A 20,117-nucleotide genomic window follows, 5' to 3' on the forward strand; every position below is an offset into this window, starting at 1 on the left:
CCTTCCCGCCGCGCCCCTGCCTCCCAATTCTAGGACTCCCGCAACGGAGACCGCGCATGGCCATCCTGAAAATCGCCCGCATGGGCCACCCTGTGCTGCTCCGCGCCGCCGAGCCGGTGGCCGACCCAACCAGCTCCGAGGTGCGGCGGCTGGTGCAGGACATGGCCGAGACCATGCTCGATGCCGGCGGCCTGGGCCTGGCGGCGCCGCAGGTGCATGTTCCGTCACGCATTTTTGTCTGGCGCAACGGCGACAGCGTGGCCGCGCTGATCAACCCGGAGATCGAGCTGCTGACGCCGCCGGACCAGCGCGGCTGGGAGGGCTGCCTCTCCATCCCCGGCCTGCGCGGCAATGTGGAGCGCGCCGCGCGCATCGCCTTCCGCGGCCTCGACATCGAGGGCGACTCGGTGGAGGGCGAGGCGGAGGGCCTGCTCGCCCGCGTGATGCAGCACGAATACGACCACCTGAACGGCGTGCTCTACCCGATGCGCATGAGCGACCTCGGCCTGTTCGGCTTCACCGACGAGCTGAGCCGGGCCGCCGTGGCGCAGCACAGCGCCGCCGCCCGCGCCGAGGGAGTGGCCGCCCGATGAGCCTGGAGCGCAGCGCCGAGCGCGACGAGGCCCTGCAGGCCATGCTGCCGCATGTGCCCCGGCTGGGCTGGAGCCGGGCCGCCCTGCGGGCCGGCCTCGCCGCCACGGGCGGCAACCCCGATGCCGCCGCCTGGCTGTTCCCGCGCGGCCCGGTGGGGATGGTGGAAGCCTGGGCCGACCTCGCCGACCGCGGCATGGCCGAGGAGGCCGCCACGCGGGGCATCGAGTCCCTGCGGGTCTCGCAGCGCATCCGGGCGCTGGTCGCGCTGCGGCTGGAGCGGCAGGCGCCGCACAAGGAGGCGGTGCGCCGCGCCGTGGCGCTGCTGGCGCTGCCCTGGAACGCCCCCGCCGCCGCCCGCGCCACCGCCCGCACGGTGGACGCCATGTGGCTCGCCGCCGGCGACGCCTCGGCCGACATCTCCTTCTATACCCGACGCGCGACGCTGGCCGGCGTCTATGCCGCCACCCTGGCCTACTGGCTGCAGGACCCGGACCCGGAGCGGCACGCCACGCTCGCCTTCCTCGACCGCCGGCTGGCGGAGGTGGCCCGCCTCAACCGCCCCCGCCGCGCCGCCTGAGCCGGCGGAAGGGCAGGCCGGGCGGGACTCCCGCCCGGCCTGCCGGGGGGCGGATTCGCGTTTTGCGATGGACATTCCGCCCCTGTCGCGGCACAGCCCGGCGCCTGGTCTCTACTGCCGCAGGATCCCCTCCCGTGACCCAATCTCCTCCCGCGCCGCTGGTCGGCATCATCATGGGCAGCCGTTCGGACTGGGAGACGATGCGCCACGCGGCGGAGACGCTCGGCCGGCTCGGCATCGCGCACGAGACGCGGGTGGTCTCCGCCCACCGCACGCCGCAGCGGCTCTATGACTATGCCACCGGCGCCGCCGGACGGGGCCTGCGCGCCATCATCGCCGGCGCGGGCGGCGCCGCCCACCTGCCCGGCATGGCGGCAGCGATGACCCGCCTGCCGGTGCTCGGCGTGCCGGTCGAGAGCCACGCGCTGAAGGGCATGGACAGCCTCCTCTCCATCGTCCAGATGCCCGCCGGCATCCCGGTGGGCACGCTGGCCATCGGCCGGGCGGGGGCGGTGAACGCGGCGCTGCTGGCCGCCGCCATGCTGGCCACCACCGACGCGGCCCTGGCCGCGCGGCTCGACGCCTTCCGCGCCGAGCAGACCGCCGCCGTGGCGGAGGAGCCGGCATGAGCCCGAAGCCCGGCTTCCCGCTGCCGCCCAACAGCACCATCGGCATCCTGGGCGGCGGCCAGCTCGGCCGCATGTCGGCCCTGGCCGCCGCCGAGCTGGGCTATCGCTGCCACATCTACGCGCCGGACGCGGACAGCCCGGGGATGCAGGTGGCCGCCGCCCGCACCGTCGCCGGCTACGAGGACCCGCAGGCGCTGGCCGCCTTCGCCGCCGCCGTCGACGTCGTCACCTTCGAGTTCGAGAACGTCCCCGCCCGCACGCTGGAGATCCTGGAGCCGCTGGTGCCCTGCCGCCCCGGGCGCAAGGCGCTGGCCGTCTGCCAGGACCGGCTGCAGGAGAAGGCGTTCTTCGGCGAGGCGGGCGTGCCCGTGGCGCCCTGGCGCGCCGTGCACAGCCTGGCGGAGCTGGAGGCGGCGATCGGCGAGATCGGCCTGCCGGCGGTGCTGAAGACCACCCGCCTCGGCTATGACGGGCGCGGCCAGGCGGTGATCCGCGCGCCGGAGGAGGCCGCGGCCGCCTTCGCCCGGCTGGAGCCGAAGCCGCTGATCCTGGAAGCCTTCGTGCCTTTCACGCAGGAGATCTCGGCGGTGGCCGCGCGCGGCGCGGACGGCGCCACGGCGGTCTATGACGCGGTGGAGAACCGCCACCACCACCACATCCTGGACCTGTCCTTCGCCCCGGCGCGCATCCCGCAGGCTGTGGCCGATTCGGCCCGGACGCACGCGGCGCGTGTGGCGGCGGCGCTGGAACTCGTGGGCGTGCTGGCGGTGGAGTTCTTCCTGCTGGCGGATGGCCGGCTGCTGGGCAACGAGATCGCCCCGCGCCCGCACAATTCCGGCCACTGGACGATGGATGCCTGCCAGGCCAGCCAGTTCCACCAGCACATGCGCGCCGTGGTCGGCCTGCCGCTGGGCAGCCCGCGCCGCCATTCGGACGCGGTGATGCGCAACCTCGTGGGCCCGGAGGGCATGGCGAAGCTGCCGCTGTTGCAGGGCAGCCCCGACATTTCCGTGCATCTCTACGGCAAGGCCGCGGCGCGCGAGGGCCGCAAAATGGGCCATGCGAACCGGATTTTCCCCCTGGGAAGCCTTGAGACGGCCGGAGACGCGGCGCTGCTCTCGGACCTGTGACCAAAATGCCCACCCCGCCTGTGGCGCCGCTGCCACAGCGTGGCGGAAACTCCGGAGCCTGTGCTGCACACCGGCGAAGGTAGTGCTAATTGAAGTCACACGCGGCGCCGGACTCGAGGGATGACCTTCGCGGATGAGCGCAGCGAGCATGCCTCTGGTGGATCGAGGAGAATTCTAATGAGCCTCAAGAAGGCGCTTCTGGCCGCGACCGTTCTGGCGCTGCCGCTCGCGGCTCAGGCGCAGCCTGTCACGGGCGTGTATGTCGGCGCTGGCGCTGGCTATAACTACCTGCAGGATTCGGACATTTCCGTCTCCGGCGGCGGCGTCCTGGGCACGGCCCGTGGCCCCTCGCGCAAGCTCGACGGCGAGTTCGACAACGGCTTCGGCGGTGTCGTCAGCCTGGGCTACGGCTTCGGCAACGGCGTCCGCGCCGAGATCGAGGGCAACTACCGCGAGAACGACGTCTCGTCGCTGTCCACCAATGCCGGCCCGCTGCCGGGCATCGGCGGCACGGCCCGTAGCTACGGCGTGATGGCGAACGCCCTGTACGACTTCAACCTGGGCCTGCCGATCGTCCCCTACATCGGCGCTGGCGCCGGTTATGTGTGGCACGACTACGACACCGTCCGTAGCCGCGGCAACGCCGGCAACGCCGCGCTGAACAGCGTGACGATCGACGACGAGGAAGGCACCTTCGCCTTCCAGGGCATCGTCGGCGCCGCCTTCCCGATCGCCGCCGTCCCCGGCCTGGCGATCACCGCCGAGTACCGCTTCCTCGGCACGCTGCAGCCCGAGTTCACTGCGGTGTCCCGCTCGGTGACCGGCGCCGCGACCCGCACCAAGGTCGAGGTGGACAACTACAACCACTCCGCCTTCATCGGCCTGCGCTACGCCTTCAACCAGCCGGTGCCGGCCGCGCCCGTGCCGGTCGTGGCCCCCGCGCCCGCCGCTGCCCCGGCTCCGGCCCGCACCTACCTGGTGTTCTTCGACTTCGACCGCGCCGACCTGACGGACCGCGCCCGCCAGATCATCGCCGAGGCCGCCCAGAACAGCAGCCGCGTGCAGGCGACCCGCATCGAAGTGGCCGGCCACGCCGACCGCTCGGGCTCGCCGCAGTACAACCAGCGCCTCTCGCAGCGCCGCGCCGACGCGGTCGCCGCCGAGCTGGTCCGCCTGGGTGTTGCCCGCTCCGCCATCACGGTCCAGGCGTTCGGCGAGAGCCGCCCGCTGGTCCCGACGGCCGACGGCGTGCGCGAGCCGCAGAACCGCCGCGTCGAGATCGTCCTGCGCTAATCCCGCAGAACGGTTCCGCACGGAACGAGAGGGGGGCGCCGCGAGGCGCCCCCTTTTTCGTTCGCCCGGCGCTTCCGCGCCCGGGCATGAAAAAGGCGCTGCCGGCTGGCAGCGCCTTTTTCTGTCTCCGATACCCGGGCGGGACTCAGCGCGTTGCGGCGGCGACCTGGGTCTGGCGCGGCGCCTGGGCCGTGCGCACCGGGCAGGCAGCCGGGCTGTAGGGGTTGGGCACGGCCTGGCCGCTGGAGAGCGCCGCCAGCCCGGCCAGGTCGGGCTTCGCCGCCAGCGCCTGCTGGAAGAGCGGCGCCGCGTTCTGGCAGAAATGCGAGCCCTGGCGGATGCCTTCCTGCGACTGGGCATTGGCCAGGGTGGTGATGAACTGGTCGAGCTGGCGCTGGCCGCCCGCGCCATGCACGCGCCGGAAATGCGCCGCCACCTGCCGGTAGGCCTGGCCCAGCTCACGCTGGTTGCGGGTCACGAAGGCGTTGTAATGGTCGTGCTGCCCGCAGGAGAGCGCCACCACCATCAACTGGCTCTGCAGCGCCCGCACCGAGAAGGCGGTCTGCTCCGCCGGCTGCAGGCAGGTCTGCGCCGCCAGGGGCGAGCTGACAGCCAGCGCCAGGGCGCCGGCCAGGATCGTGCGGATTTTCGTCATCGCGGCCGGGACCCCCATCCCGAAGCTGGTCGGGGCGGTGGCCCCGTTACGGGATCATATCAGAAGCGGGATCGGGCGCGATAGGGCAAAGCGGTTTGTTCACAACCGCTTCCGGCCAGGCTTGAAGATGCCGGATGAGGCGCGCCCCAGGCGCGCGGGGCTCAGGCGATGATATCGGGCACCAGCCGGCTTTCCAGCCAGGCGATCTCGTCCTTCAGCTTGAGCTTGCGCTTCTTCAGCCGCTGAAGCTGAAGCTGGTCCAGAAGGGAGGTCTCCAGGCGCGCGATCACGGTGTCCAGGTCACGATGCTCGCTGCGGAGCTCGTGCAGGCGGCGGAGCAGGCTTTCACGGTCGGCCAGGATGAGCCTCATGGGTTGTCGGTTTGAGTCGCATCTGGGTGGGAAAGCGCCATATCATGTCCGGGCGTGGTCGCCCAGCATGGTCTATCGGTCGCCGGGGCTGCCAGGGTCATGGCAGGGTCGCGAAGAGACCGGGACAGCGAAGCCCACGCCTCGGGGGCCCACCGGCGGCCCGATCGTCGCCGGTTCCAGGCTTCCCGGGTCAACCCTGACTGGAGGATAGCGCGCCGATGATGCAACAGCCCCGCCTGCGCAGCCTGCAGGAGCGTCACGCCACGCTCGAACGGCAGATCGCCGAGGAGGGAAATCGCCCGCAGCCCGATCCGGGGGCGCTCTCGCGCCTGAAAAGGGCCAAACTCCGTCTCAAGGAAGAGATGCACAGGCTGAGCGCCGGCCGCTGACCACGGCGTTTGGCGAAAGGGTGCCCCCGTGGCCGTGATGCCACGGGGGCATTTCGTATGTCGGCTCCGTGACGCTTCGGCTCGCAATCCGTGTTCCGGGCCCTAGGTAAAGGGGACAACCAGGGCCTATAAGCCCGCGACCCCCACAAGGAGCACGTTGCACGGCATGGAAGCCTCGGACATCACGCGGGTGCAGACCTATCTGCGTCGCCTCTTCGGCACGGAGCGCATCAACATCCTGCGCCCGGCCAGGCCCGGCCTGTCCGTCGAGGTGGCGGTGGAGGACGAGGTCATCGGCACGCTGCATCGCGATACCGAGGATGGGGAAATCTCCTATTCCCTCCACCTGACCATCCTGGAGGAAGACCTGCCGCCCGCGCCGAAGGCGGACAAGGCGCCGCCGCGCCGCCGCGCCTGAGGCGCGGAGCCGGCCCGGCAGGGCCGTGCCAGGCGCGGAGGGCGTGGCAGGAGGGCGGCGATGGGGCATGGCCCCGCCCGCCGCCGGGGATCAGGCGGCGTCCTCGTCCTCGCCCAGCGCCGCCGGCGCGGCCGGGTTGCCGCCCGCCGCCAGCACCGCCGCGTTCAGGTCGGACTGGCTGCACAGGCCGAGGATCACCGGGTCGCGCGGCTTGATGTTGGCGCTGTTCCAGTGGGTGCGGTCGCGCACCTTGGCGATGGTGTCCTTGGTGGTGCCGAGCAGCTTGCCGATCTGCGCCTCGGAGAGCTGCGGGAAGTTGCGCAGCAGGAAGGCGATGGCGTCCGGCCGGTCGTTGCGCTTGGAGACGGGGGTGTAGCGCGCGCCCTTGCCGCGGCTCTTCGGCACCGGGCTGGCGGTCTCCATCAGCCGCAGCCGGGCATTCGGGTCGGCCTCGCAGCGGGCGATCTCCTCGCGCCGCAGCTGGCTGTTCTGCACCGGGTCGTAGCCGACAATGCCCTGCGCGACCTCGCCATCGGCGATCGCCTGCACTTCCAGCGGATGCATGCCGACGAAGTCGGCGATCTGCTCGAAGCTCAGGGACGTCTTCTCGATGAGCCACACAGCGGTGGCCTTCGGCATCAGCGGCAGGGTCATCGGAAACCTTACAAGTCTGTCGGGCGGGTCGCGCGGCCACGCCCCGGATGCCGTTGCATATAGAGAGGGGGAGGGAGAGGGTCAAAGCCCGAGCGCATCGGCCGGCCTGAACGCTTGGCGAGAATGTGGCCGGCACCGCATGCTTGGCGCTGCCCGGGCCGCCCCATATCGTCCATGCAGAGGACGAGCTGGAGTTCAGGGCATGACCAAACGACGTCTTGCGGTGGTGTTCGGCGGGGCGGGCTTCATCGGCCGGCACCTGGTTCCGCGCCTGGCGCGGCAGGATTACGAGGTGCGGGTGATCACCCGCAACCCGGAGGCGGTGCGGCCGATGATGACGCAGGGCCGGCTGGCCCAGGTGGTGCCCTGGGCCACCGACCTGCGCTCGGACGCGGCGCTGGCGCGGGCGGTGGAAGGGGCCACGCTGGTCGTCAACCTGATCGGCATCCTGGCCGAGAAGCGGCGCGGCGACTTCCAGCGCCTGCAGGGCGAGCTGCCGGGCCGCATCGGCCGCGCCGCCGCGGCGGCGGGGGTGGAGCATGTGGTGCATGTTTCCGCCATCGGCGCCGACCCGAACAGCGAAAGCGCCTATGCCCGCAGCAAGGCGGCGGGCGAGGCGGCGCTGCGCACGGCCTTCCCCCGCGCCGTGATCCTGCGGCCCTCCATCATCTTCGGGCCCGAGGACCAGTTCTTCAACCGCTTCGCCAATATGGCGCAGCTGCTGCCCTTCATGCCGGTGGTCTGCGGCGCCACGAAGTTCCAGCCCGTCTATGTGGGCGATGTGGCGGAGGCCATCCTCGCCGCCACGCGCCGGCCGGAGGCGGCGGGCCGCACCTATGAGCTGGGCGGGCCGCGCGTCGCGAGCTTCCGCGAGCTGATGGGCTATGTGCTGGAGGTGACGGGCCGGCCGAAGCGCCTCGTCGCCCTGCCGGACGGGCTGGTGCGGCTGCAGGCGCGGCTGGGCGAGTTCCTGCCCAGCCCGCCGCTGACGCGCGACCAGCTCGCCCAGCTGCGCCGCGACAATGTCGTCTCGCCCGGGGCCGAAGGGCTGGAGGCGCTCGGCATCGTGCCGCAGGCGATGGAGGCGGTGGTGCCGGGCTATCTGGCGCGCTTCCGGCCCGGCGGGGGGCGGCGGTCGGTCATCCCCTCCTGATGGACCGAATCGGACCTATCGGCCGGAACGGTTTCTCGTGACCCGGCCTTTTCCGATACTCGGGCTATTTTAAAGGTAAGCATTGCTGACTCTTCGGCGCGAATAGGACTCGCGCATGGCCCCTGACTATGGCAAAGCTGCGTCGGCCGGGGTGAAAGCCCCGCCCGGCGCCCCTGCGCCGTGGCGGCGAGCGCCTTCGGTCCCTAGTCCGACCTGCCTGCCGAAGGACCCGTGCCCATGGCCGAGCGCATGCTGCAATTCGTCCGCCTTTCGCAACAGACGCCGGACAAGCGCTCGGCCGAGGCACGACGGCAGGATTTCGGCGAGATCTACCAGCGCTTCAGCGCCGAGCGCGCCAGCGCCCAGGCCAGCCGTTGCAGCCAGTGCGGCGTGCCCTTCTGCTCCATCCACTGCCCGCTGAACCAGCACATCCCGGACTGGCTGAAGCTGACGGCCGAGGGGCGGCTGGAGGAAGCCTACGAGGTGAACGCCGCCACCAACACCTTCCCCGAGATCTGCGGCCGCGTCTGCCCGCAGGACCGTCTCTGCGAGGGCAACTGCGTCATCGAGAAGGGCTTCGACAGCGTCACCATCGGCGCGGTGGAGAAGTACATCACCGACACCGCCTGGGAGCAGGGCTGGGTGAAGCCGCCGACGCCCACGCGCGAGGTGGCGCATTCCGTCGGCATCGTCGGCGCCGGCCCGGCCGGGCTGGCGGCGGCCGAGCGGCTGCGGCGGCGCGGCTGGCAGGTCACGGTCTATGACCGCTACGACCGCGTCGGCGGGCTGATGATCTACGGCATCCCCAACTTCAAGCTGGAGAAGGAGGTCGTGCTGCGCCGCCACGCGCAGTACGCGGAGGGCGGCATCGAGTTCGTGCTGAACTGCCAGATCGGCCGCGACATCACCCTGGCGGAGCTGCGCGCGAAGCACGATGCGGTGCTGATCGCCACCGGCGTGTACAAGGCGCGCGACATCGGCGGTCCCGGCGCCAATTTGGGCGGCATCGTGCCGGCGCTCGATTACCTGACCGCCTCCAACCGCCAGGGCCTTGGCGATGCCGTGCCGGACTTCGAGAGCGGCGCGCTGAACGCGGCCGGCAAGAAGGTGGTGGTGATCGGCGGTGGCGACACGGCGATGGATTGCGTCCGCACCGCCATCCGCCAGGGTGCCGAGAGCGTCACCTGCCTCTACCGCCGCGACAAGGCGAACATGCCCGGCTCCATGCGCGAGGTGAGCAACGCCGAGGAGGAGGGCGTGCGCTTCGCCTGGCTCTGCGCGCCGGAGGGCTTCGAGGGGGAGGGGCATGTCTCGGCGGTGCGCGCGGTGCGGATGCATCTCGGCCTGCCCGACGCCACCGGCCGCCAGCAGGTGGAGCCGATCCCCGGCAGCGCCTTCGCCGAGCCGGCCGACCTCGTCATCAAGGCGCTGGGCTTCGACCCTGAGGACCTGCCCACCCTGTTCGGCGAGCCCGGCCTGACGGTCAGCCGCTGGGGCACGCTGACGGTGGACCGCCGCAGCATGATGACCAACCTGCCGGGCGTCTTCGCCGCCGGCGACATCGTGCGCGGCGCCAGCCTGGTGGTGTGGGGCATCCGCGACGGCCGCGACGCGGCCGACCAGATCGAGAAGTACGTGGCGGCCAAGAGCGCGCCGGCGATGGCGGCGGAGTGAGCGACATGACCCAGTTCGAGAACGGCGAGGCCTTCGCCGAGACCTATGCCCGCAACGCCGCGCTGCTCTCCGGCAGCGCGCATGTGGACGTCATGGAGCACGATGCCTGCGGCGTCGGCCTTGTCGCGGCGCTCGACGGCAAGCCGCGGCGCGACGTGGTGCAGGCCGGCATCGACGCGCTGAAGGCCGTCTGGCACCGCGGCGCCGTGGACGCCGACGGCAAGACCGGCGACGGCGCCGGCATCCATATCGAGATCCCGCAGGATTTCTTCGCCGAGGTGGTGGAGCGCGGCGGCGACCGGCTGCGCCCGGGCCGCATCGCGGTGGGCCAGGTCTTCCTGCCGAAGACCGACCTCTCGGCGCAGGAGCGCTGCCGCCAGATCGTCGAGACCGAGATCCTCAACGCCGGCTACAGCATCTATGGCTGGCGCCAGGTGCCGATCGATGTCTCCTGCATCGGCGAGAAGGCCAACGCCACGCGGCCCGAGATCGAGCAGATCCTGATCTACGACCCGGAGCAGCGCGACATCGCGACGATGGAGCGCGACCTCTACGTCATCCGCCGCCGGATCGAGAAGCAGGCCCTGCTGGCCCAGGTGCCGGAGCTGTACCTGTGCAGCCTCTCCGCCCGCTCGATCATCTACAAGGGCATGTTCCTCGCCGAGAACCTGACCGACTTCTACCCCGACCTGCTGGACGAGCGCTTCGTCAGCCGCTTCGCCATCTACCATCAGCGCTACTCGACGAACACGTTTCCCACCTGGCGCCTCGCCCAGCCCTTCCGGATGCTGGCCCACAACGGTGAGATCAACACCGTCCACGGCAACATCAACTGGATGAAGAGCCACGAGACGCGGCTCGCCCACAGCCTGCTCGACCCCTTCATGGAGGACATCAAGCCGGTGGTGCAGGCGGGCGGCTCCGACACCGCCACGCTCGACAACGTCTTCGAGCTGCTGGTGCGCGGCGGGCGCGACGCGCCGATGGCCAAGGCCATGCTGATCCCCGAGAGCATCGGCAGCAACGCCACCATGCCGGCGGCGCACCGCGACCTGTTCATGTACTGCAACGCGGTGATGGAGCCGTGGGACGGCCCGGCGGCGGTGTGCGCCACCGATGGGCGCTGGGCCATCGCCGGCCTCGACCGCAACGGGCTGCGCCCGATCCGCTACACCGTCACCAGCGACCGGCTGCTGATCGTCGGCTCCGAGACCGGCATGGTGAAGGTGGCGGAGAGCGAGATCGTCGCCAAGGGCCGCGTCGGCCCCGGCCAGTGCATCGCCGTCGATCTCGACGAGGCGCGCTTCTATGGCGACACCGCGCTGAAGGACCTGATGGCCGCCCGCCACCCCTTCGGCGACTGGGTGAACCGCACCACCCGCATCGACGACATCGTGCGTGCCGAGGTGGACGAGGCGCCGGCGCTCTCCGGCGAGGCGCTGCGCCGCCGCCAGCTCGCCATGGGCGTGACGCTGGAGGACCTCGAGACCATCCTGCACCCGATGGCGGAGGAGGCGGCCGAGGCGATCGGCTCGATGGGCGACGACACGCCCATCGCCGTGCTCTCCAACCACTATCGCGGCCTGCACCACTACTTCCGGCAGACCTTCGCGCAGGTGACCAACCCGCCGATCGACAGCCTGCGCGAGACGCGGGTGATGACGATCAAGACCCGCCTCGGCAACCTGGGCAACATCCTCGACGAGGACCCGACCCAGTGCGACATGCTGATGCTGGACAGCCCCGTGCTCTCCAACGCCGAGTTCGCGGCGATGCGCGGCTACATGGGCGACACCGCCTGCGAGGTGGACAGCACCTTCCCCGTGGCGGAGGGCGAGGCCGGGCTGCGCCGCGCGCTCGAGCGCATCCGCCGCGAGGCGGAGGAGGGGGTCCGCTCCGGCTGCGCCCATGTCATCCTCACCGATGAGAAGCAGGGCCCCGAGCGCGCCGCCATCCCGATGATCCTGGCGGTGGGTGCGGTGCACACGCATCTGGTGCGCCACTCCCTCCGCACCTTCACCAGCCTGAACGTGCGGGCCGGCGAGTGCATGGACGTGCACTATTTCGCGGTCCTGATCGGCGCCGGCGCCACCACGGTGAACGCCTACCTGGCGCAGGAGAGCATCGCCGACCGGCACCGCCGCGGCCTGTTCGGGCAGAAGTCGCTGAAGGACTGCGTGGCCTCCTACCGCAAGGCGGTGGACAAGGGGCTGCTCAAGATCATGTCCAAGATCGGCATCTCCGTCCTCTCCTCCTATCGCGGCGGCATGAACTTCGAGGCGATCGGCCTCTCCCGCGCGCTGGTGGGCGAGTTCTTCCCCGGCATGCAGAGCCGCATCTCGGGCATCGGCCTCTCGGGCATCGCCCGGCGGGTGCTGGCGATGCACGGCAAGGCCTGGAGCGGCGACACGCCGGTGCTCTCGGTGGGCGGGCTCTACAAGCTGCGCCGCCGCGGCGAGGCGCACGCCTTCGAGGGCAGCCTGATCCACATGATGCAGCACGCGGTGGAGACGGACAGCTACCAGACCTTCAAGCGCTACTCGGACGCGGTGCGCAAGCTGCCGCCCGTGGCGCTGCGCGACCTGCTCGACTTCCGCGCCGAGACGCGCAGGCCCATCGCCATCGAGGAGGTGGAGAGCATCACCGAGATCCGCAAGCGCCTCGTTGCGCCCGGCATCTCGCTCGGCGCGCTGAGCCCCGAGGCGCATGAGACGCTCTCCATCGCCATGAACCGCATCGGCGCCCGCTCGGATTCCGGCGAGGGCGGCGAGGACGCGGCCCGCGCCCGGCCGCGCGCCAATGGCGACAACGCCAACTCCGCCATCAAGCAGATCGCCTCGGGCCGCTTCGGCGTCACCGCCGAGTACCTGAACAACTGCAAGGAGATCGAGATCAAGGTGGCGCAGGGCGCCAAGCCCGGCGAGGGCGGGCAGCTGCCCGGCTTCAAGGTCTCCGGCATCATCGCGAAGCTGCGCCACGCCACCCCGGGCGTCACCCTGATCAGCCCGCCGCCGCACCACGACATCTACTCGATCGAGGATCTGGCGCAGCTCATCTACGACCTGAAGCAGATCAACCCCGAGGCGACGGTCTGCGTGAAGCTGGTCAGCCGCTCGGGCATCGGCACCATCGCGGCGGGGGTGGCGAAGGCCAAGGCGGATGCCATCCTGGTTTCCGGCCATTCGGGCGGCACCGGCGCCTCGCCGGTCTCCTCGATCAAGTATGCCGGCCTGCCCTGGGAGATGGGGCTGTCCGAGACGCACCAGGTGCTGCTGCTCAACCGGCTGCGCCACCGGGTGAAGCTGCGCACCGATGGCGGCCTCAAGACGGGGCGCGACGTGGTGATCGCCGCCATGCTGGGCGCCGAGGAATTCGGCATCGGCACCGCCTCGCTGGTGGCGATGGGCTGCATCATGGTGCGGCAGTGCCACTCCAACACCTGCCCCGTCGGCGTCTGCACCCAGGACGAGGCGCTGCGGCAGAAGTTCGAGGGGACGCCGGAGAAGGTCATCAACCTGTTCTCCTTCATCGCCGAGGAGATCCGCGAGATCCTGGCCGGGCTCGGCTTCCGCCGGCTGGAGGAGGTCATCGGACGCACCGACCTGCTGAAGCAGGTCAGCCGCGGCGCCGAGGACCTCGACGACCTCGACCTCAACCCGCTGCTGGTGCAGGCCGATGCCGGCCCCTATGCGCGCCACTGCACGCTGGAGGGCCGCAACGAGGTGCCGGAGACGCTGGACGCCGACATGATCCGCGACGCGGCCGCGCTGTTCGAGCGGGGCGAGAAGATGCAGCTCGCCTACAACATCCGCAACACGCACCGCGCCATCGGCACCAAGATCAGCAGCAAGATCGTCCGCAAGTTCGGCATGGAGGGGCTGCAGGCGGGACACCTGACGGTGCGGCTGCGCGGCTCGGCCGGGCAGTCGCTCGGCGCCTTCGCCGTGCGCGGGCTGAAGCTCGAGGTGCTGGGCGACGCCAACGACTATGTGGGCAAGGGCCTCTCGGGCGGCACCATCGTGGTGCGGCCGGCGCCCTCCTCGCCGCTGGTCTGGAACGAGAACGCCATCGTCGGCAATACCTGCCTCTATGGCGCGACGGCGGGCGAGTTCTTCGCCGCCGGCCAGGCGGGGGAGCGCTTCGCCGTCCGCAACTCCGGCGCCACGGCGGTGGTCGAGGGCGTCGGCGCCAATGGCTGCGAGTACATGACCGGTGGCGTGGTGGTCATCCTCGGCAGCGTGGGCGACAATTTCGGCGCCGGCTTCACCGGCGGCCAGGCCTTCGTCTACGACGCGGATGGCACCTTCGAGCAGCGCCTGAACCCGGACACGCTGCTCTGGCGCCGCCTCGGCTCGGCCCATTGGGAGGGCGTGCTGCAGGCGCTCATCGCCCGCCACGCGGCCGAGACCGGCTCCCGCCACGCGGCGCGGCTGCTGAACGACTGGGACAGCGAGCGTGGCCATTTCTGGCAGGTGGTGCCCAAGGAATATGCCCGCTACCTGCCGCAGCCGATGGAGGCCGTGGCGATCGCGGCGGAATAATGGCCAAGATTGCGTGACCGGCGGCTGAAAGGCCGGTTGCGAGCTCACGATTTCGTGAGTACCATCTTTGCGGCAGGGGGGGCGGCGTGCGATAAGCGCCGCCCCTTCCAGTTCCGGCGCGGTGCATGCGAATCCTCTACCATCTGCCTCTCTCCCCCTATGCGCGCAAAGTGCGTCTGGTCCTGAGTGAGAAGCGCATTCCGTTCGAGCTGCGGGTCGAGCGGGTCTGGGAGCGGCGGGAGGAATTCCTGCACCTGAACCCGGCCTGCACCGTGCCGGTGCTGGAGGAGGAGAACGGCCTCGTCCTGGCCGACAGCTACGCCATCTGCGAGTATCTGGACGAGGCCTATCCGGACCTGCCGCTGCTTGGCCGGACGCTGGGGGAGCGGGCGGAGGTGCGCCGCCTCGTCGCCTGGTTCGACGGCAAGTTCGCCCGCGAGGTGACGGAGAACCTGCTCTACGAGAAGCAGATGAAGCGGCTGCTCGGCCGCGGCAACCCGGATGCGGCGGCGATCCGCGCCGGCTACGCCAACCTCAAGCCGCATTTGGACTATCTCGGCTGGCTGGCCGAGACGCGGCTCTGGCTGGCCGGCAACGCTCTCTCCCTGGCCGACCTCGCCGCCGCCGCGCATCTCTCGACGCTGGACTATATCGGCGACCTCGACTGGTCGCTGAACGAGAGCGCCAAGGACTGGTATGCCCGGGTGAAGTCCCGCCCCGCCTTCCGCTCGCTGCTGGCCGACCGGGTGAGCGGCGTGAACCCGCCCGTCCACTACGCCGACCTCGACTTCTGAGGAACAGCGCCGGGGGAGGGGCTTCCTCCCCCCCCGGCGCCGCCTCAGGGCACCACCCCCTCGGGCAGTGTCAGCACATGGTCGAGGATGCCGCCGGCGGTGGTGATCCAGACCTCGTCCCGCTCCGCCACGATCCGCTCCAGCGCCCCGCGCAGCGCCCGCAGCCGGTAGGGCTGCCCGACCAGGTAGGGGTGGAGCGCGATGCCCATCACCTGCGGCTGTCCTTCCCGCGCCACCTGCCGCAGCCTTTCCTCGAAATCGGCCACGATCATCGCCGCGAACTGCTCCGCCCCGTCCTTGCGGGCGACGATGGCGGGAATGTCGTTCACCTCCTGCGGGTAGGGGATGGCGAGCAGCCGCCCCGCCTGGGTGCGCATCCAGATGGGCTGGTCGTCGGCGCACCAGTTCAGCGTGTAGCGGTAGCCGGCCTCGGCCAGCAGGTCCGGGGTGAAGGCGCTCTCGGCGATCCAGGGGGAGAGCCAGCCGCGCGGCGGCGCCCCCTCGGCGGCGGCGATGGCGGCGGTGGCCTCCGCGATCAGCAGCGCCTCGGCGGCTTCGCCCAGGGTGTTCTGCCGCTCGCTGTTGGTGCGGCCATGGCCGGCGATTTCGTCGCCCCGCGCGCGGTGGGCGGCGACGAGCTGCGGCGCGTAATCATACATCGCGCTGTTCAGCAGCACGGTGGCGGGCAGCGAAAGCTCGTCCAGCATGTCGAGCATCCGCCAGGCGCCGACGCGGTTGCCATAGTCCCGCCAGGCATAGTTCAGCACGTCCGGCTGCGGGCCGCCGCCGCCATTGGGGCCGGGCGCCAGCTCCGCCCCCAGCCCCTGGCCGAAGGCGAAGTGCTCCAGGTTGAGGCCGAGATACACCGCCAGCCGCCTCTCTCCCGGCCAGGCATAGGCGGGGCGGCCGCGCCAGGGGTGGTAGTCGTAGCGGCCGTGGCTGGGCAGCATGGAATCGACTCCGCAAAAGCACAGCAAAACACAGCCCCGCCTAGCAAGGGGCAGGCCACATGCCTGCACGGTTCCCCCTGCGCGTGAAAACCGCTAGAACCCGGCCATGTCCAAGCCCCCGCCGGCCGAGGCGGCCCGGGCCCGCGCCCTGCTCTCCGCGACCGCCCGTGCGGGCCGGGCGCGGCTGGCGCGACCCATCCTGCTCGGCCTTGCCTCGATCGCCTGCGGCATCGCCCAGGCCTGGCTGATCGCCACCGTGCTGGCCGCGCTGCTCGGCCATGGCGATGGCGGATGGGCCGAGCTGGCCGGCGCCGCCTCGCTGGCGCTGCTCGCCACCGGCCTCACCGTGGCGCAGGAGCGCGCCCAGGCCGATGCCGGCGCCAGCGCCCGCGCCGGGCTGCGCCGCCGCGCCTTCGCGCGCCTGCTGCGCGCCGGCCCCGCCGATGAGCGCCCGGTGGGCGAGCGCGCCGCCCTGGTGGTGGACCGCATCGAGGCGCTGGACGGCTATTTCTCCCGCTGGCTGCCCGCCGCGGCGCTGGCCGCCGCCGGGCCGCTGCTGATCGCCGTCGCCGTCGCCACCGAGGACCCGCTGAGCGGCGTGATCCTGTTCGCCGCCGGCGCCATGGTGCCGGTGGGCATGGCGCTGACCGGCATCGGCGCCGCCCTGGCCAGCCGGCAGCAGTTCGACGCGCTGCAGGCGCTCTCGGGGCGCTTCCTCGACCGCATGCGCGGCCTGCCGCAACTCGTGCTGTTCCGCCGGCAGGAGGCCGAGGCGCAGTCCCTCGGCGCCGCCGCCGACGAACTGCGCCGCCGCACCATGCGCGTGCTGCGCGTGGCCTTCCTCTCCGGCCTGGTGCTGGAGGTGATCTTCGCCGCGGTGCTGGGCTGCCTCGCCTGGCGGCACGGCAACCTGCTGGTGGGCGGCCACCCGGACCCGCAGGCGGCGCTGTTCTGCCTGCTGATGGTGCCGGGCTTCTTCGCGCCGCTGCGCGCCTTCTCCGCCGCCTATCACGAGCGCATGTCGGCCAACGGCGCCGCCGCCGCCCTGGCCCCGCTGCTGGACGGGCCGGATGAGGAGGACGGGCTGCAACTGGCGGAGATCCCGCCCAGCGTGGTGGTCACCTTCGAGCATGTCGGCCTGACCTACGACCCGGCGCGCGGCCCGGCCCTGACCGACCTCTCCTTCCGCGTGCTGCCGGGCGAGGCGCTGGTGCTGGCCGGCCCCTCCGGCTCCGGCAAGTCCTCCGTGCTGCGGCTGCTGATGGGCTTCCGCGCCCCCGATGGCGGGCGCATCGCGCTGAACGGGCGGGACGCCACCACGCTGCGCCCGGCCGAGCTGCGCCGCCTCTCCGCCTATGTCGGGCAGAAGGCGCACCTGTTCCGCGCCAGCATCCGCGAGAACATCCTGCTCGCCCGCCCCGAGGCCACGCCGGCCGAGGTGGAGGCGGCCGCCCGCGCCGCGCATGTCACGGAATTCGCCACGGCCCTGCCCGAGGGGCTGGACACGCTGGTGGGCGAGGGGGGCTATGGCCTCTCCGGCGGGCAGGCGCAGCGCGTGGCCATCGCCCGCGCCTTCCTGCGCAACACGCCGCTGGTGCTGCTCGACGAGCCCACCGCGCATCTGGACCCCGGCACGGAGGCGCAGGTGCTGGACAGCCTGCGCCGCCTCTGTGCCGGGCGCACCGCCATCATCGCCACCCATTCGCCGGCGCTGCGCGCCCGCTTCAGCCGCGCACTGGAACTCGAGCAGGGCCGCGCCATCCTCTCCCGGATGGCCGGGGAGTGAGCGCCATGCGGCAGGACCTGACCCGTGTGCTCGGCCTGTGGGGGGCGCGCCGCGCCTGGCTGCTGGCCGGCGTGGCCATGGCCGTGCTGGCGGCGCTGGCGGGGGTGGCGCTGCTGGCCTTCGCCGGGCGCGGCGTCTCCGAGGGGCTGCGGACCGGCGCGCTGACCGGCGCCGCCATCGGCTCGCTGCTGCTGCTGCGGCCGCTGATGGTGCTGCGCCCCGGCGCCCGCTACCTGGAGCGGCTGGTCACCCATTCCGCCACCTTCCGCGCCCTGGCCGACACCCGCATCTGGTTCTTCCGCCGGCTGGCCGAGCGCCTGCCCGCCGGCCTCGGTCTGCGCGGCGCCGGCGACCTGCTGGGCCGCCTCGTCTCCGATGTCGAGGCGCTGGACGGGCTGTACCTGCGCGCCCTGGTGCCGGGCACCGCCGCCATCGCGGTGGTGCTGGCGGTGGCGGTGCTGCTGGGCGCCGCCGAGCCGGCGCTGGCCGCCATCGTGGCGCTGCCGCTGGCGTTGGCCCTGCTGCTGCCGCCGCTGCTGGCCCCCGGCGCCGCCCGCGCCGCCGGCCGCGTGGCCGAGGCCCAGGGCGGCCTGCGCGCCGCCGCGGTGGACCCGCTGCTGGGGCTGGAGGACACGCTGGCCGCCAATGCCGAGCCACGCGCCGCCGCCCGGCTCGACGAGGCCGGCCGCGCCCTGGCCGCCACGCAGGACCGGCTTTCCCGCCGTTCCGCCTGGGGCGGCGCCACGGGCAGCCTGCTGGCGCAGGCGGCGCTGCTTGGCGCGCTGGGCTATGGCCTGGCGGGTGGCCCCGGCGCGGTGGGCGCCACCATCATCGGCCTGTTCCTGGCGCTGGCGGCGGGCGAGGTTCTCGCCGCCCTGCCGCGCGCCGGCACCGCGCTCGCCGCCGCCGGCGCCAGCGCCCACCGGCTTTTCGAGGCCGCCGATACGCCGCCCCCCGTGGCCGAGCCGGAACACCCCGCCGAGGCCCCGAGCGGCCACGCGCTGCGCGCCGAGGGCGTGCGCTTCGCCTGGGCGGCGGACCGCGCGCCGGTCTTCGAGGACCTTTCCTTCGACCTGCCGGAAGGCGGGCGGCTGGCGCTGCTCGGCCCTTCCGGCGCCGGCAAGTCCACCCTGGCCTCGCTGCTGCTGAAGCTGGCGGCGCCGCAGGAGGGCCGCCTGCTGATCGGCGGTGCCGACATCGCCACCCTCTCCGCCGATACGGTGCGTGCCCGCATCGCCTGCCTGACGCAGGATGCCCGGCTGTTCGATGACAGCATCGCCGCCAATCTCCGCCTCGCCGCGCCGGAGGCGGATGACGCGGCGCTGTGGCGGGCGCTGGAGCGTGCCGGCGTGGCCGATGTGGTGCGCGCCCTCCCTGAGGGGCTGGAGACGCGCTGTGGCGAGGGCGGTGCGCGTTTCTCGGGCGGGCAGGGGCGGCGGCTCGCCCTGGCCCGCGCCCTGCTGGCCCCGGCCGACATCCTGATCCTCGACGAGCCTGGCGCCGGGCTGGATCCCACCGCCGAGCGCGCCTTCCTGGAGACGCTGGAGAGCGCCACGGAGGGCCGCAGCGTCATCCTCATCGCGCACCGGCTGATGGGGGTGGAGCGGCCGACGCGTATCCTGCGCCTCGTCGGTGGCCGCGCGCTGCCGGCGATGGGGTGATCTTCTTCTTTTTCTGAAGAAAAAGAAGCAAAAAGACTTTGTCAGTTTGGAGGATTGCTTGCCGCTGGCGCTCCGCCAAACTGACAAAAAGTTTTTGGTTCTTTTTTCAAAAAGAAACCCTTTTTACCGACTTCTCAATTCTCAACCCCAGCGCCCGCAACTCCGCTTCCGGCCGCGCCAGCAGCATCATCGCCATCTTGCCGAGGAAGCCCGGTGAGCCCTGCGCGGCGGCGGCCTCGAACCAGCGCAGCGCGGCGGGAATGTCGCCCGCCGCCGTCGCCAGCGTGCCCAGGTTGAACTGCGCGCGGAAATCGCCCAGGGCGGCGGCGCGGGCGTAGAGGGCGCGGGCGGCGGCGGGGCCGCGCGGCGTCTCCCAGCCTTCCTCCAGGAAGCGGCCGAGAACGGTCATCGCCTTGGCGTGCTCCTGCGCGGCAGCGCGGCGGAACCAGGCCAGCGCCCCGGCGCGGTCGCCTTCCTGCGCCATCAGGCTGGCGAGGTTGTACTGCGCCCAGTCGTAGCCCTTCTCCGCTGCCTCCCGGTAGAGCGCCGTGGCGCGCGCCCGGTCGACCGGCGTGCCCCAGCCCAGCTCGTGGCAGCGCCCGACCATGGTGAGGCCCTTCAGGCTGCCGGCACGGGCGGCGGCCTGGAACCAGCCGAGCGCGGCGTGCCGGTCTTCCGCCACGCCGCGGCCTTCAAGCAGGATCTGCCCGTAGAGGATCTGCGCCTCCAGCATGCCGGCGCGGGCGGCGGCGGCGATCCAGCGGGCGGCCTCCTCGGGTGGTCCGTTGAAGGCGGCCTCGAGCTGTTCGGCGCTGGCCTCGCGCACGGCGGAGAGCGGGATGGACATG

18 protein-coding genes are annotated in these 20,117 nt (G+C 72.0%); 13 read left to right on the top strand and 5 right to left on the bottom strand.

The annotated features are described in order from the left end of the window. Positions 1-56: 56 nt before the first annotated feature. The 5 genes from def to CR165_RS17885 all read left to right on the top strand — a co-directional run bounded on the left by def (position 57) and on the right by CR165_RS17885 (position 4,223). On the top strand, positions 57-593 hold the full coding sequence (gene def, locus CR165_RS17865) for a peptide deformylase (protein WP_109518298.1): 537 nt from the start codon (positions 57-59) through the stop codon (positions 591-593). Beyond that, positions 590-1,171 (top strand): COQ9 family protein, encoded by a 582-nt coding sequence (locus CR165_RS17870; protein WP_109518299.1) that lies wholly within the window; start codon positions 590-592, stop codon positions 1,169-1,171. Before def ends, CR165_RS17870 begins: the two co-directional genes overlap by 4 nt. 173 nt (positions 1,172-1,344) lie before the next feature. Further along, positions 1,345-1,800: a 5-(carboxyamino)imidazole ribonucleotide mutase gene (purE, locus tag CR165_RS17875; RefSeq protein ID WP_109518330.1), complete on the top strand. Its 456-nt coding sequence runs from the start codon at positions 1,345-1,347 to the stop codon at positions 1,798-1,800. After that, a complete protein-coding gene (locus CR165_RS17880; RefSeq protein ID WP_109518300.1) occupies positions 1,797-2,930 on the top strand; it encodes a 5-(carboxyamino)imidazole ribonucleotide synthase in 1,134 nt (377 codons plus the stop codon). The genes purE and CR165_RS17880 overlap by 4 nt, the downstream gene beginning before the upstream one ends. Before the next feature lie 177 nt (positions 2,931-3,107). Next, entirely contained in the window at positions 3,108-4,223 is a 1,116-nt protein-coding gene (locus CR165_RS17885; RefSeq protein ID WP_109518301.1) for an OmpA family protein, read from the top strand. A 145-nt stretch (positions 4,224-4,368) separates the two neighbouring features. Here CR165_RS17885 and CR165_RS17890 read toward each other — a convergent pair whose 3' ends face one another. Both CR165_RS17890 and CR165_RS17895 read right to left on the bottom strand, forming a co-directional pair. Beyond that, the gene (locus tag CR165_RS17890) at positions 4,369-4,878 is read right to left on the bottom strand and encodes a hypothetical protein (protein WP_109518331.1); all 510 of its coding nucleotides are present in this window, start codon (positions 4,876-4,878) and stop codon (positions 4,369-4,371) included. Positions 4,879-5,039: 161 nt separating this feature from the next. Further along, complete coding sequence (locus CR165_RS17895) at positions 5,040-5,240, bottom strand: YdcH family protein (RefSeq protein WP_109518332.1); 201 nt, start codon at positions 5,238-5,240, stop codon at positions 5,040-5,042. A 227-nt stretch (positions 5,241-5,467) separates the two neighbouring features. Between CR165_RS17895 and CR165_RS17900 the strand changes: the two genes are divergently transcribed. Together CR165_RS17900 and CR165_RS17905 are read left to right on the top strand one after the other, a co-directional pair. Continuing rightward, positions 5,468-5,638, top strand: a complete 171-nt coding sequence (locus CR165_RS17900) for a YdcH family protein (RefSeq protein ID WP_109518302.1) — start codon at positions 5,468-5,470, stop codon at positions 5,636-5,638. Between the two features lie 166 nt (positions 5,639-5,804). Continuing rightward, positions 5,805-6,056 (top strand): DUF3126 family protein, encoded by a 252-nt coding sequence (locus CR165_RS17905; RefSeq protein ID WP_109518303.1) that lies wholly within the window; start codon positions 5,805-5,807, stop codon positions 6,054-6,056. A gap of 90 nt (positions 6,057-6,146) precedes the next feature. On the opposite strand, the gene CR165_RS17910 is transcribed toward CR165_RS17905, so the two are convergent. Beyond that, a complete protein-coding gene (locus tag CR165_RS17910; RefSeq protein WP_109518304.1) occupies positions 6,147-6,710 on the bottom strand; it encodes a DUF1013 domain-containing protein in 564 nt (187 codons plus the stop codon). Between the two features lie 202 nt (positions 6,711-6,912). Between CR165_RS17910 and CR165_RS17915 the strand changes: the two genes are divergently transcribed. From CR165_RS17915 to fzlA, 4 genes are all read left to right on the top strand, one after another. Beyond that, the gene (locus CR165_RS17915; RefSeq protein ID WP_109518305.1) at positions 6,913-7,863 is read left to right on the top strand and encodes a complex I NDUFA9 subunit family protein; all 951 of its coding nucleotides are present in this window, start codon (positions 6,913-6,915) and stop codon (positions 7,861-7,863) included. Between the two features lie 237 nt (positions 7,864-8,100). Then, positions 8,101-9,537: an NAD(P)-dependent oxidoreductase gene (locus tag CR165_RS17920; RefSeq protein WP_109518306.1), complete on the top strand. Its 1,437-nt coding sequence runs from the start codon at positions 8,101-8,103 to the stop codon at positions 9,535-9,537. A gap of 5 nt (positions 9,538-9,542) precedes the next feature. After that, positions 9,543-14,078, top strand: a complete 4,536-nt coding sequence (gltB, locus tag CR165_RS17925) for a glutamate synthase large subunit (protein ID WP_109518307.1) — start codon at positions 9,543-9,545, stop codon at positions 14,076-14,078. A 125-nt stretch (positions 14,079-14,203) separates the two neighbouring features. Then, on the top strand, positions 14,204-14,872 hold the full coding sequence (fzlA, locus tag CR165_RS17930) for an FtsZ-binding protein FzlA (RefSeq protein WP_109518308.1): 669 nt from the start codon (positions 14,204-14,206) through the stop codon (positions 14,870-14,872). A gap of 44 nt (positions 14,873-14,916) precedes the next feature. On the opposite strand, the gene CR165_RS17935 is transcribed toward fzlA, so the two are convergent. Further along, positions 14,917-15,822 carry a polysaccharide deacetylase family protein gene (locus CR165_RS17935; RefSeq protein ID WP_109518309.1) on the bottom strand — a complete coding sequence of 302 codons (906 nt, stop codon included), beginning with the start codon at positions 15,820-15,822 and terminating at the stop codon, positions 14,917-14,919. 106 nt (positions 15,823-15,928) lie between these two features. Between CR165_RS17935 and cydD the strand changes: the two genes are divergently transcribed. After that, the gene (cydD, locus tag CR165_RS17940) at positions 15,929-17,608 is read left to right on the top strand and encodes a thiol reductant ABC exporter subunit CydD (protein ID WP_109518310.1); all 1,680 of its coding nucleotides are present in this window, start codon (positions 15,929-15,931) and stop codon (positions 17,606-17,608) included. A 5-nt stretch (positions 17,609-17,613) separates the two neighbouring features. Continuing rightward, on the top strand, positions 17,614-19,269 hold the full coding sequence (gene cydC, locus CR165_RS17945) for a thiol reductant ABC exporter subunit CydC (protein ID WP_109518333.1): 1,656 nt from the start codon (positions 17,614-17,616) through the stop codon (positions 19,267-19,269). A gap of 106 nt (positions 19,270-19,375) precedes the next feature. Here cydC and CR165_RS17950 read toward each other — a convergent pair whose 3' ends face one another. After that, on the bottom strand, positions 19,376-20,116 hold the full coding sequence (locus tag CR165_RS17950; RefSeq protein WP_109518311.1) for a tetratricopeptide repeat protein: 741 nt from the start codon (positions 20,114-20,116) through the stop codon (positions 19,376-19,378). Between the last annotated feature and the right edge of the window lies 1 nt (position 20,117).

The sequence above is a fragment of the Teichococcus aestuarii genome (assembly GCF_003116135.1).
Lineage (GTDB): Bacteria > Pseudomonadota > Alphaproteobacteria > Acetobacterales > Acetobacteraceae > Pseudoroseomonas > Pseudoroseomonas aestuarii.